12 protein-coding genes are annotated in these 12,693 nt (G+C 66.5%); 6 read left to right on the top strand and 6 right to left on the bottom strand.

From position 1 onward, the window contains the following. Positions 1 to 241 precede the first annotated feature (241 nt). Positions 242 to 1,528: a UDP-N-acetylglucosamine 1-carboxyvinyltransferase gene (gene murA / locus MUB46_RS23815; RefSeq protein ID WP_261618475.1), complete on the bottom strand. Its 1,287-nt coding sequence runs from the start codon at positions 1,526 to 1,528 to the stop codon at positions 242 to 244. Positions 1,529 to 1,567: 39 nt separating this feature from the next. Then, the gene (locus MUB46_RS23810; protein ID WP_261618474.1) at positions 1,568 to 2,032 is read right to left on the bottom strand and encodes an Lrp/AsnC family transcriptional regulator; all 465 of its coding nucleotides are present in this window, start codon (positions 2,030 to 2,032) and stop codon (positions 1,568 to 1,570) included. Positions 2,033 to 2,207: 175 nt separating this feature from the next. Here MUB46_RS23810 and MUB46_RS23805 point away from each other — a divergent pair, with 175 nt between their 5' ends. From MUB46_RS23805 to MUB46_RS23785, 5 genes are all read left to right on the top strand, one after another. Then, positions 2,208 to 3,131, top strand: a complete 924-nt coding sequence (locus tag MUB46_RS23805) for a bifunctional helix-turn-helix transcriptional regulator/GNAT family N-acetyltransferase (protein WP_261618473.1) — start codon at positions 2,208 to 2,210, stop codon at positions 3,129 to 3,131. 106 nt (positions 3,132 to 3,237) lie between these two features. After that, a complete protein-coding gene (locus MUB46_RS23800; RefSeq protein ID WP_261618472.1) occupies positions 3,238 to 4,224 on the top strand; it encodes a mitochondrial fission ELM1 family protein in 987 nt (328 codons plus the stop codon). A gap of 17 nt (positions 4,225 to 4,241) precedes the next feature. After that, positions 4,242 to 4,880: a 2OG-Fe(II) oxygenase family protein gene (locus MUB46_RS23795; RefSeq protein ID WP_261618471.1), complete on the top strand. Its 639-nt coding sequence runs from the start codon at positions 4,242 to 4,244 to the stop codon at positions 4,878 to 4,880. A gap of 37 nt (positions 4,881 to 4,917) precedes the next feature. Next, positions 4,918 to 5,877 (top strand): thioredoxin-disulfide reductase, encoded by a 960-nt coding sequence (gene trxB / locus MUB46_RS23790; RefSeq protein WP_261618470.1) that lies wholly within the window; start codon positions 4,918 to 4,920, stop codon positions 5,875 to 5,877. Positions 5,878 to 5,938: 61 nt separating this feature from the next. After that, the gene (locus tag MUB46_RS23785) at positions 5,939 to 6,829 is read left to right on the top strand and encodes a LysR family transcriptional regulator (protein WP_261618469.1); all 891 of its coding nucleotides are present in this window, start codon (positions 5,939 to 5,941) and stop codon (positions 6,827 to 6,829) included. 331 nt (positions 6,830 to 7,160) lie between these two features. On the opposite strand, the gene msrP is transcribed toward MUB46_RS23785, so the two are convergent. From msrP to MUB46_RS23770, 3 genes are all read right to left on the bottom strand, one after another. Next, the gene (gene msrP / locus MUB46_RS23780) at positions 7,161 to 8,120 is read right to left on the bottom strand and encodes a protein-methionine-sulfoxide reductase catalytic subunit MsrP (protein ID WP_261618468.1); all 960 of its coding nucleotides are present in this window, start codon (positions 8,118 to 8,120) and stop codon (positions 7,161 to 7,163) included. 196 nt (positions 8,121 to 8,316) lie between these two features. Beyond that, entirely contained in the window at positions 8,317 to 10,368 is a 2,052-nt protein-coding gene (locus MUB46_RS23775) for an elongation factor G (protein ID WP_261618467.1), read from the bottom strand. Positions 10,369 to 10,524: 156 nt separating this feature from the next. Beyond that, the gene (locus tag MUB46_RS23770) at positions 10,525 to 11,406 is read right to left on the bottom strand and encodes a DMT family transporter (RefSeq protein ID WP_261618466.1); all 882 of its coding nucleotides are present in this window, start codon (positions 11,404 to 11,406) and stop codon (positions 10,525 to 10,527) included. A gap of 234 nt (positions 11,407 to 11,640) precedes the next feature. Here MUB46_RS23770 and MUB46_RS23765 point away from each other — a divergent pair, with 234 nt between their 5' ends. Then, on the top strand, positions 11,641 to 12,138 hold the full coding sequence (locus MUB46_RS23765; RefSeq protein WP_261618465.1) for a tetratricopeptide repeat protein: 498 nt from the start codon (positions 11,641 to 11,643) through the stop codon (positions 12,136 to 12,138). A 104-nt stretch (positions 12,139 to 12,242) separates the two neighbouring features. On the opposite strand, the gene MUB46_RS23760 is transcribed toward MUB46_RS23765, so the two are convergent. Next, positions 12,243 to 12,686, bottom strand: a complete 444-nt coding sequence (locus MUB46_RS23760) for a hypothetical protein (protein ID WP_261618464.1) — start codon at positions 12,684 to 12,686, stop codon at positions 12,243 to 12,245. Positions 12,687 to 12,693: the final 7 nt, after the last annotated feature.

Raw genomic sequence — 12,693 nt, 5'->3', positions numbered from 1 at the left:
CATTCCCGCTTTCGCGGGAATGAGCGGAGGTCCGGAGATCTCGGCCGTCCACGCGTTCGAACCCACGCGTTCGAATAATGAGCGCAGCTGATGGTTCGAGACGGGCGCCAAGGCGCCCTCTTCGCCATGAGGCCTTCATGGTTCGGGCGCGGCCAAGCCCGCCGCCCTCATCCCGGGGAGGTCGCGAAGCGGCTGTCTCGAAGGATGTGTGCTTCCGGGGATGCGCGCTACCGGAGACGCCTCAGTCCTCTTCGCGCCGGATCGAGGCGCCCAAGGCGTTGAGCCGCTCGTCGATGCGCTCGTAGCCGCGCTCGATCTGGTGGGCGTTGTGGATGATGCTGGTTCCCTCGGCGCACATCGCCGCGATGAGCAGCGCCATCCCGGCGCGGATATCCGGCGATGTCAGCTTCGCCCGCCGCAACCGGCTCGGGCCGGTGACGATGACGCGGTGCGGGTCGCACAGCACGATCCGCGCGCCCATGCTGATCAGCTTGTCGACGAAGAACAGCCGCGACTCGAACATCTTCTCGAAGACCAGAACGACACCGTCGCACTGGGTCGCCGTCACCACCGCGATCGACATCAGGTCGGCGGGGAAGGCCGGCCATGGCTGATCCTCGATCTTGGGGATGTGTCCGCCGGCGTCGGCATGGATCTTCATCTCCTGCTGCGACGGAATCAGCAGGTCGTCGCCGTCGATCTCGCAGACGACGCCGAGCCGTTCGAAATTCATCCGGATCGCGCGCAGATGCGCCACGCCCGCGTCGCGGACGCGGATCTCGGACTTCGTTACCGCGGCCAGCCCGATCAGCGAGCCGACCTCGATATGGTCCGGTCCGATCTTGTGGCTGGCGCTGCCGAAGCTGCTCGTGCCCTGGATCGTCATGGTGTTGGTGCCGATGCCCTCGATCCGGGCTCCGATCGCCACCAGGAAATTGGCCAGATCCTGCACGTGCGGCTCGGAGGCGGCGTTGCGCAGCACCGTGGTGCCCTCTGCGGCCACCGCCGCCATCAGCGCGTTCTCCGTGCCGGTCACGCTCGGCTCGTCGAGGAACACGTCGGTGCCGATCAGCTTCGACGCCCGGAAATGGTAGTTCTCGTTCTCCACGATCGTCGCGCCGAGCTGCTCGAGCGCCAGCAGATGGGTGTCGACGCGGCGCCGGCCGATCACGTCGCCGCCCGGCGGCGGCAGGGTCACGCCGCCGCAGCGCGCCAAGAGCGGGCCGGCCAGCAGGATCGAGGCGCGGATGCGCGCGCAGGCGTCCGCATCCAGGTCGACGACGCGGACCTCCTTGGCGTGGATGTTCAGCGTCTGCGGCCCGGTCCATTCGGCGTCCGCGCCGAGCGAGCGCACGAGGGTGACCAGCGTCTCCACGTCGCGGATGCGCGGCACGTTATCGAGCCTGACGGGCTGATCGGTCAGAAGCGTCGCGGCGATGATCGGCAGCGCGGCGTTCTTGTTGCCGGCCGGCGTGATCTCGCCGGACAGCCGCTTCCCGCCCTCCACGATATACCGGATGCCAGGCATGATGTGTCCTCGTTGGTGTGCTCGATACGCGCGCTGGGCCTATTCCAGCGGCACAGACGGTTCGTGCTTGGACTGGCGGATCGTCAGCGTCGTCTTGACGCTTCGGACGTTGGCCGCGCCGGTCAGCTCGATGATGAAGTCCTGGAAGGCGCGCAGGTCCTTGGCGACGCATTTCAGAAGGAAGTCGGTCTCGCCCGACAGCATGTAGCATTCGCGCACGATCGGCCACTCACCGATCCGCTCCTCGAAGGCGATCAGGTCGGCCTCGGCCTGGCTCGACAGGCTGACGAAGGCGAAGGCGGTGACGTCGTAGCCGAGGCTCTTCTCGTCGAGCAGCGTGCGGTAGCCGCGGATGATGCCGGCATCCTCAAGCGCCCGCACCCGGCGCAGGCAGGGCGGCGCGGAGATACCGACGCGGCGGGCGAGCTCGACATTGGTGATTCGCCCGTCGGCCTGCAGCTCTCGGAGGATTTTCCAGTCGATCTGGTCTAGGCGGGCCTTCAAGCGAACTCCTGAACTGGCGGGGAATCGAACGGCCACGGGCCGTCTACCGAATAATCGTTGCGCCGACGCGACACAATATGTCGCCGGCTTTCCATCGCCGAGAGGGCGTTCTGCGGCGGATTCGGTTGACAGAGACAATCAATCCCTTGATTTTGTCAAACGGATTGGGAGGGCCATGTCCGTTTCCGAACCAGAAACCGCGGCCGTCCGCCGTTTCACCCGCTTCTATACCCGCCAGATCGGACTGCTCAACGACGGGCTTCTGAAAAGCCCCTACTCGCTCGCCGAGTCGCGCGTGCTCTACGAGATCGCCAATCGCGACGCGGTCACGGCCAGCGACCTGGGCCGCGAACTCGGCCTCGACGCGGGCTATCTTAGCCGCATGCTGCGCGGCTTCCAGGACAAGGGGCTGATCGCCCGCTCGCCGTCGAAATCGGACGCGCGCCGCCAGCTCCTGCGGCTGACCGAAGCCGGCCGAGCGGCCTTCGCCGGCCTCGACCGTTCGTCCGCCGAGCAGGTCGAAGCGATGCTGGCGCCGCTGTCGGCCGGCGACCGCAAGCGTCTGGTTTCCGCCATGGCGACGATCGAACGGCTTCTGGGCGGCACCGAGCGGCCGGCCGAGCCGATCGTGCTGCGCCCGCAGCGCCCCGGCGACATGGGCTGGGTCGTCCACCGCCACGGCGTGCTCTACGCCGAGGAATACGGTTGGGACGGGACCTTCGAGCCGATGGTCGCCGATATCGTCGCGGCGTTCATCCGCAACTTCGACCCCAAACGCGAGCGCTGCTGGATCGCCGAGCGCGGCGACGACATTCTCGGCTCGATCTTCCTGGTGCGCGAAAGCGACACCGTCGCCAAGCTGCGCATGCTCTATGTCGAGCCGGAAGCCCGCGGCACCGGCCTCGGCCGCCGCCTCGTTTCCGAATGCCTCGCCTTCGCCCGCGCCTGCGGCTATGCGAAGGTCGTCCTGTGGACGAACGACTGCCTTGATGCCGCCCGGCGCCTCTATCAGGACGAGGGCTTCGCGCTGGTGAAGGAGGAGAAACACCACAGTTTCGGCAAGGATCTCGTCGGGCAGTATTGGGAACTCGAGCTCTAGCCCGCCTCATTAAGCCCACGATCCTGCGGCATCGCCTCACATGACAGACGGCCGTCGGCGGTCTATTTGGGCATGATCCCTTTGAAAAGACGTCCGGAAATCCGTGTTGACCCGAACCGAACCCGATACCGCCGCCACCGCAGACCTCGGCCCGCTGACCGGCTGGGCGCTGACCGCCGGCGGCATGGGCCATGAGGTCCAGTGCCTCGGAATCCTCGAGGCGCTCGGCATCGAGCCGGTGATAAAGCGCGTCGCCCCGGGCAGGCTCCATCGCGTCATGGCACCCTGGGGGCCGGCGGCGCACCATCCCGACATCGCCCCGCCCTGGCCGGACGTGCTGGTCGTTTCCGGCCGCCAGTCGATCCCCTATGCCCGCGCCATCCGCCGGCGCTCGGGCGGCCGCACCGTGACCGTGGTGCTGCAGAGCCCCGGCGCACCGGCCTCCTGGTTCGATCTCGTCTGGGTGCCGGAGCATGACAGGCTGCGGGGCGACAACGTCATCGCCACCCTCACCTCGCCGCACCGGCTGACCCGCGAACGCCTGGCGGCCGAGGCCGAAGGGTACGTAGCGGACATCGCGCACCTGCCCCGACCGCTGGTCACGGTGCTGGTGGGCGGCGCCAGCAGCGCCTACACCTTCTCCAGCCGCGAGGCCCGCAAGCTCGCCGACGACCTGCGCGCCTTCGCCACCCGCCACGGCTGCGGCCTTCTCGTCACCCCCTCCCGCCGCACCGGCCTGGGCAAGACCGCGATCCTCAAGGAAAGCCTGGCCGATCTGCCCGCGATCGTGTGGGACCTTACTGGCGAAAATCCGTACTTTCCCTATATGGGGCTGGCCGATGCCTTCATCGTCACCTGCGACTCGGTGAATATGCTTGGCGAGGCGACGTTCACCGGCAAGCCGGTCTATGCCTACAGGTTGCCGGGGGGAACGCCGAAGTTTCAGCAGTTTCAGGAGGCGCTGGTCGATTTTGGGGCGGTGAGATGGTTCGATGGCAGCCTAGATAGCTGGACCTACCGCCCGTTAGATGCCACAACCGAAGTAGCCGCCGCGGTCCGCCAGTTGCTGGCCGCCCGTGCCCGGCCTTCTTGAAGACGGTGCGTGATCCCATGTCCCTGCTCGATTACGATGCGCTCGAGCGCACGACCACACAGACCGAGCCCTATGAGTGGCTCATCGTCCCCGATTTCGTGAAGGCCGAAGTCTTCGACGAGATCGTCGAGGACTATCCGCGCGTGCCCGGGCCCGGCTCCCATCCGCCGAGCGAGCTGGAAATCGGCGGCAAGTTTGCCGAGCTGATGACGGAACTCGACGGCCCGCGCTTCCAGGAGATGATCGAGCGGAAGTTCGACGTCGATCTTTCCGACAAGCCGACCATGTATACGGTGCGCGGCTTCTGCCGGAAGACAGACGGCAAGATCCACACCGATTCCGAGACCAAGGTCATCACCGTGCTGCTGTACATGAACCAGCATTGGGAACAGGATGGCGGGCGCCTGCGCATCCTGCGCAACGGCACCGATCTGAACGACTACGTCGCCGAGGTGCCCCCGAACGGCGGCACGTTGCTGGTGTTCAAGCGCTCGGACAGGTCCTGGCACGGCCACGAGCCCTTCGAGGGCCAGCGCCGCGCCGTCCAGATGAACTGGGTCACCGGCGCCGACGTCGTTGCCTACGAGCAGCGCCGGCACCGCATTTCCACCACCTTGAAGAAGCTCAATCCGCGCAACTGGCGCGCGTCCGCCTGATCGGGCGGACGAGGCTCAACGCGGCAACGGTCCCACCATGGCTACCCATCACACCAAGCTCGTCATCATCGGTTCCGGCCCGGCCGGCTACACCGCCGCGATCTACGCTGCGCGCGCGATGCTCGACCCCGTCCTGATCCAGGGCCTGGAGCCGGGCGGCCAGCTCACCATCACCACCGACGTCGAGAACTATCCCGGCTTCGCCGACGTGATCCAGGGCCCCTGGCTGATGGAACAGATGCAGAAGCAGGCCGAGCATGTCGGCACCCGGCTCGTGCGCGACTACGTGACCGAGGTCGATTTCTCCCGCCGGCCGTTCCACCTGAAGTGCGATTCCGGTGACGACTATGTCGCCGACGCGGTGGTCATCGCGACCGGCGCCCAGGCCAAGTGGTTGGGCCTGCCCTCCGAACAGAAATTCAAGGGCTTCGGCGTGTCGGCCTGCGCCACTTGCGACGGCTTCTTCTATCGCGGCAAGGAAGTGCTGGTCGTCGGCGGCGGCAACACCGCGGTCGAGGAGGCCCTGTTCCTGACCAATTTCGCCTCCAAGGTCACGGTCGTGCACCGCCGCGACAGCTTCCGTGCCGAGAAGATCCTGCAGGACCGCCTGTTCAAGAATCCGAAGGTCGAGGTGGTCTGGGACACGGTCGTCGACGAGATCCTCGGCAACGAACAGCCGCCGGGCGTGACCGCGGTTCGCCTCAAGAACGTCCAGACGGGCGCGACGAGCGAGCGCGCGTTCGACGGTGTCTTCGTCGCCATCGGACACGCCCCGTCGACGGACATCTTCAAGGGCAAGGTCGACATGCGGCCGAACGGCTACATCGTCACCGAGCCGGGAACGACCAATACCAGCGTGCCGGGCGTCTTCGCCGCCGGCGACGTGACCGACGAAACGTACCGGCAGGCGGTGACGGCTGCCGGAATGGGCTGCATGGCGGCGCTCGACGCCGAGCGCTGGCTGGCCGAGGCAGAAGAACGCGCAGCCGCCGAGTGAGCGAGCGGCAACACGGTTCGGGCCTGTCTGGTTCGGGCCTGGCTGGGGGGAGAGTCTTGTTATGGATTGGGACAAGCTGCGCATCTTCCATGCCGCGGCCGATGCGGGAAGCTTCACCCACGCCGGCGAGGCGCTGGGGCTGAGCCAGTCAGCGGTCAGCCGGCAGGTCAGCGCGCTCGAGCACGAGCTGAAGGCGCCGCTGTTCCATCGCCATGCCCGCGGCCTGATCCTCACCGAACAGGGCGAACTGCTCTATCGCACCGCCCACGACGTCTTCATGCAGCTGGAATCGGTCCGCACCCGCCTGACCGATTCCCGCGAGAAGCCACGCGGCGAGCTGAAGGTGACGACCACGCTGGCGCTCGGCACGACCTGGCTCGCCCCGCGCCTGCGCGAGTTCGTCGAGCTCTATCCCGACATCCACCTTCAGATGATCCTCGACGACGGCGAACTCGACCTGTCGATGCGCCAGGCCGACATCGCCATCCGTCTGCGGCAACCGGTTCAGCCGGATCTGATCATGCGGCGGCTCTTTACGGTCCATTTCCACGTCTATGCGTCTCCGGAATACCTGAAGCGCCACGGGACCCCGCGCACGATCGACGATATCGACAAGCACAACATCATCACCTTCGGCGACCCGGCACCGGCGTATTTCCGCGATATCAACTGGCTGGAAACCGTCGGCCGGCCGGACGGAGACCCGCGCACCCCGGTCCTGCGGATCAACACGACGCATGGAATGCGACGCGCCGTCGACGCCGGAATCGGCATCGCGGTGCTGCCCGACTACCTGATCGATCAGGGGGCGAGCCTCGTCCTGCTGCTGCCGGAGGAGGAGATTCCCGCCTTCGACACCTACCTCGTCTATCCCGAGGAGCTGAAGGACACCGCGCGGATCAATGTTTTCCGGGATTTCCTGCTCGCGAAGGCGCGCGGCTGGAAGTTTTGACGGACCGCCGGACAGCCATGAGCCGCACTCATATCTGACATGCGTGCATGCCCGTTGTGCAATGCACCTCAAAGCGGCATATCAACGATCAAGCTGTAGGCAGCAAGGCAAGGCGCTACCTCCTCCCGGCGCTGAGCCTCGATGCGGTCAGCTGTTCCCCTCTGGAAGGCGATTTACCCGCGAATCCCCCCTCGCGGGAAAATCGACTAAATGGCCGGATCGCCTTTCGCGATCCGGCTTTTTTTTCGTCACCGCCATCGTCGGATGACGGTGCTCCCCACGACATGTACGAGACCCGGGGCCTGACGGCCCGCCCGGTCACATGAGCCGGTCACATGAACAGCTTCTCGCCCTCGTAGCCGGAATAGAGCGAGGCGACCTGTTCGCCGTAACCGTTGTAGAGCTGCGTCGGCACGCGCTCGCCGGTGCCGAGCACTTCCTCGTCCGCCTGGCTCCAGCGCGGATGCGGCACGTCCGGATTGACGTTCGCCCAGAAGCCGTACTCGGTCGGCAGGATTTCCTCCCACAGTCCCCTGGGCCGCTCAGCGGTAAAGGTGAACCGGACGATCGACTTGATCGACTTGAAGCCGTATTTCCACGGGGTCGCCAGCCGCAGCGGCGCGCCCATCTGCTTGGCGACCGGCTCGCCGTAGGCGCCGGTGACGAGAAAGGCGAGGTCGTTGGTCGCCTCCTCGATCGTCAGGCCCTCGACATAGGGCCAGGGATACCAGAACTGCTTCTGCCCCGGCGCCATGATCGGATTGTAGAAGGTCTCCATGCGCACGTATTTCGCCCGCGACAGCGGGGCCGCCAGCGCCACCAGCCTGGAGAACGGAAAACCGGTCCACGGCACCGCCATCGACCAGGCTTCGACGCAGCGGTGCCTGTAGAGACGCTCCTCCAGCGTCATCTTGCGGATCAGCTCGTCGATGCCGAGTGTCATCTCTTTTTCGACGTCGCCGTCGATCTTCACTTCCCACGGCCGGATCTTCAGCGCCTGGGCGTCTTTGGCAATCTGCTTGTGCGAGCCGAACTCGTAGAAATTGTTGAAGGCGAGGTTGTACTTCTGCGGCGTGATCTCCCGGTCGAGCTCGAAGCTCTCGTTGCGCGGCGCCGGGTAGAGATCGGCCGTCGGATCGTCGCTGTCCGCGCGCGCGATGCCGGCGGGCAGCAGTGCTCCGGCGACGGACACGCCCGTCGCCGCCATGAACGCGCGTCGATTCAGGAACACCTCCCGCGGGGTCGCCGCGGAGTCGGGCATCCACCATCCCGGTCTGTTTCGGATCAGCATGGGTCATCGCTCCTTCCGCTTGTGCACCGGACTACGCCGTGCGGGGGACGGGAGCAACTCACGCTTGCGCGACGCGGCTGTGAGCGCAACGGGTTTGCCGCCGGCCGCACCGTCGCGGCCCCGGCGAACCCGGACGCCGCATAGCGGCCGCCCGGGATGTGGCCGTCCGGGGCGATGACCCCGATCGGCCGGATGCTCAGGCCGCTTCCTTCCGGTGGCTCTCGATCACCTGGTCGGCAAGCTTGCCGGTCAGTTCGGCAAGGTGGTCGAAGCGATAGACATAGGAGCCGACGCCGGCGGTCGCCGACCTGAGCTCGACGATCAGGTCGCGCATCTCCGCCTCCGGCATCTGCGCCTGCACCACGTCCCAGCCGGTCCAGCCGGGCCGGGCATCGAAGCCGAGGATCTGACCGCGGCGCTGCGAGACGATGGTGTTGACCTTCGACGTCGCGTCCGCCGGCACCGCGATCTCCACGTGCATCACCGGCTCGAGCAGCACCGGCGAGCACTGCGGCAGCCCCTCGCTCATGCCGATGCGCCCGGCGGTGCGGAACGCCATGTCGGAGGAGTCGACGGTGTGATACGAGCCGTCCGACAGGTTGACCGCCACGTCGACGACCGGGAAGCCGAGCGGCCCGTGGGCGAGATAGTCGCGCACGCCGGACTCGACGGACGGGATGTACTGCTTGGGCACAACACCGCCGGTGATCGAGTCGGTGAACTCGAACCCGGCGCCGCGCGGCAACGGCTTGATATCCAGCACCACGTCGCCGAACTGGCCGTGCCCGCCCGACTGCTTCTTGTGGCGGCCGCGCTGGCTGACCGACTTGCGGATCGTCTCCTTGTAGCCGACGCGCGGCTCGTGGGTCTCCACGTCGATGGCGAATTTGCCCGTCAGCCGCTCCATGGCGACGCGCAGATGCATCTCGCCCTGCCCGTGCAGCACCATCTCGCCGGCCTCCTGGTTGTGCGAAAGCGACAGCGAGGGGTCCTCGTCCATGATCTTCTGGACCGCGGACGTCAGCTTCACCTCGTCCTTGCGCTCCTTGGCGGCGATTGCCTTGCCGAGCACCGGCGCCGGCGGCGCCACCGATACGAGCTGGGCAACGCCCTTCTCCGTCGAGATGGTCTCGCCGGTGGCGATGCCTTCGAGCCGGCCGAGCCCGACCGTGTCACCGGTCGTCGCCTGGCCAGCCTTGCTCGCATCCTGCCCCTTGAGCGTGAACAGGCCGCCGATGCGCTCCTCCTCGCCCTTGGCGCCGCAGACCGTGTCGCCGTCGCTCAAGGTGCCGCGCAGCACCCGCGCCACCGACAGCTTGCCGCCATGCGGCGTATGGAACGTCTTGAGGATCTGCGCCACCGCGCTCGTGCCGCCGCCAAGGCCCAGCCGCTCGACCGTCTGCTGGACCGTCGGCGCCTCGTGCCGAAGCGCCTTCATCAGGCGCAGGATGCCGTTGCCGTGCTCCGCCGAACCGGTCAGAAGCGGCACGATCTGGCTTTCCCGGAGTTCCGTCGTCAGGTCGTCGAACACCCGGTCGCGCGGCGGCTCGACATCGGACAGGAGTTGTTCCATCAGCTCGTCGTCGTAGTCGGCGAGCTTCTCCAGCATCGAGAAACGGGCGTCGACCTCCTCCGCCTTCGCCGCGTCGTTCATCTCGATCACCTCGCTCGGCGCGTGCTCGCGGTAGACGAAGGCGCGCTCGAGCGCCAGATCGACGAAGCCGGTGACGATATCGTTTTCCCAGATCGGTAATTGCCGCAGCACGATCGGCTGGGCCGACGCCGGCTGCAGCCACGCCAGCACGTCGCGGACATTGCCTTCCGCCTTGTCGATCTTGTTGAGGAAGATGAGCCGCGGAATGCCGAGGTCCTCGAGCTCCTTGAGGATCAGCTGCAGCGCGGGGACCTTCTTCTCGTCGGCTTCCGCCACCACGATCGCCATATCGACCGCGGGGACCACGTTGCGCGCTTCGTGCAGGAACTCGATTGAGCCCGGACAATCGACGAAGGTGTAGGTGTCGCCCATGAACTCGGTCGTGGCGACATTGACCTCGACGCTCATGCCGTGCGCACGCGCTTCCGGTGAGGCGTCGCCGACGGTATTGCCGTCGCTGACCCTGCCTTGCCGGGAGATGGCGCCGGTTCGCGCCAGGATGCTTTCGAGAAGCGTCGTCTTCCCGCTCAGGTACGGGCCGACCAGCGCGATGCACCGGGCGGCCCCAACCGCTCTGCCGTTCAGTTCGGGCATGTCAGCAATCCTCCCTTCGCCGGGCGGACCGCCGTCGTATTTTTTGAGTTAGCGCGGGCCCGCCCGTGACCTCGCCTGGCGGCTATCGTCCCAGCCCTTTACGCCGGACGCAAGTGGGACATTTCGCCAATGTGACCGCAAGGACGGGATCGCGGACTAGTTCCGTGCCGGCCTGAACGCCAGCGGCGCCAGTTGAACGGTGAGGATGGCGACCATGATGAGCATCGCGCCCGCCAGCCCGATGATCGTCAGCCGTTCGCCGAGCAGGAGCGCTCCGGCGGCCGCGGCGAACAGCGCCTCCGACGACAGGATGACGGCGGCGTCGGCCGGCGGTGTCCAGCGCTGGCCGATCGCCTGCAACGTGTAGCCGACGCCGCCCGACAACAGGCCGGCATAGAGGATCTCGACGCCGGCGGCCGCGATCCGGTCCATCTCGATAGGCTCGGCGAACGGCGCGATGGCGGTTCCGAGAAGCCCGCCGATCGCGAACTGGACGAAGGCGACCGTCACCGGCCGGCCGGTCCGCGCCGCGGTATAGCTGAGCAACGCGACCTGCAGCGCCCAGAAGACGGCGGCGACCACCATCAACCCGTCGCCGAGGCCGAGCGGGGCGATACCGCCGCCCGACAGCAGAATGGTGCCGGCGAAGGACATCGTCGCCGCCGGCCAGGCGACAGCGTGCGGCATCGAGCGGAACACCGCCCAGGCGACGAACGGCACGAGCACGACGTAGAGCCCGGTCAGGAAGCCGGCATTGGTGACGCTGGTATATTGCAGGCCGATCTGCTGCAGGATGCTGCCGGCGAAGAAGGTGATCGCCGTGGCGATCGCGAGCCTCCGGCCGGTCCGGTCCATCGCGGCGCCGCGACGCCGCTCCCGGAGGACGAGAGGCAGGATCGCCGCCGCCGCCAGCAGGAAACGCAGGCCGGTGAACAGGAACGGCCCGACATCCTCCATGGCCGTCGTCTGAGCGACGAAGGCCGTGCCCCAGACGAAGGCAGCGAACAGCAGGGTCAGGTTTGCAAACGAGCGGCGCACGCGCCCGGATAGTCCGGCGACGCGGGCGATGCAAGTCCGACGGGCAAGTCCGCCGGTCACACGCCACGGTCGGCCTTCGGGAATATTCGCCGCGCCGAAACGTTAGTCGGACTGCATGGCATCGGCGAATCCAGACGGAGGACATCGATCATGACGCCAGTCGCACACACACCACGAACCGTCCTGAGTTCTCTTCTAACAACCGGTGCTCTCGCACTTGCCGTGGCAACGGCCGTGCCCGGCGGAGCGGTCGCTGCCGGCGGTGGTGGTGGCGAAAGCGGCCCGATCAAGTCGTGCCCGCGCGGCCAGATCTTCGATGGCCGGACCGGCCAGTGCATCAAGCAGTCGAGCACGGCCATCGACGACACGAGCCGCTACGCCTATGGCAGCTGGCTCGCCCGCACCGGCCGCTACGGCGAGGCGATCGAGGTCCTGAGCCTGGTCGAGAACAAGGACGATCCGCGCGTCCTCAACTACCTGGGCTACGCCAACCGCCAGCTCGGCCGGTTCGAGGTCGGGCTCGGCTTCTATCGCCAGGCGCTCGCGGCCGATCCCGATTACGTCAAGGCACGGGAATATCTCGGCGAGGCCTATCTGGTGCTCGAAAGGCCGGAACTCGCCCGGGAGCAGCTGCGCGAGATCGGATCGCGCTGCGGAACGGGCTGCGAGGAATACGCACTGCTCGCCGAAGCTATCGCCGACTACGACGCGGCGCTGGCGCGCCGGTCATAGCCCGTTGGCTTCGAACAGTGGCGGCTTCAAGCGCTGTCGGATTCGAACGCTGGCGGCACGACCATATTGATCGCGCCGCCGGCGACAGGAACGGCAAGGCCGCTCTAGAGCACGTGGAACGTCCAGGCGATATCGTCGCTCAGCACCCAATCTCCGCTACCGTTCTGGTCATAGGTGCGCACCTCGAACCACCGCTTGGGATTCGGGCAGGAGTTGCCACCAGCGCTCCAGAATGCCAGCAGATCGTTGCCGGACGATTGGCCCCACTCAACCGCGGCCACGCCGATTCGCTTCTGTGTATTGATCCGCTTTTCCGGCCTGATGCAGTAGACACCCGTTTGCGGATTGGTCACCATCTTCACACCGATGCTGCGAATGATGTCGTTGCCGAGATCGTAAAAAACAGCGATCTTGGCAAAGCTGTACCATCCGTCACCCCGAGCCTCTTTTCCGGTCGACGGCGAGTTTTCTTCGGCTGCATATAGATTTGGAGCAGCGAATACACCCGCCACAGCGACAACGAACGCAAATAGCAAACGTAAAGGCATTCGGTAT

Source organism: Microbaculum marinisediminis (genome assembly GCF_025397915.1).
GTDB lineage: Bacteria > Pseudomonadota > Alphaproteobacteria > Rhizobiales > Tepidamorphaceae > Microbaculum > Microbaculum marinisediminis.
This window is presented reverse-complemented; position numbering and strand designations above follow the sequence as displayed.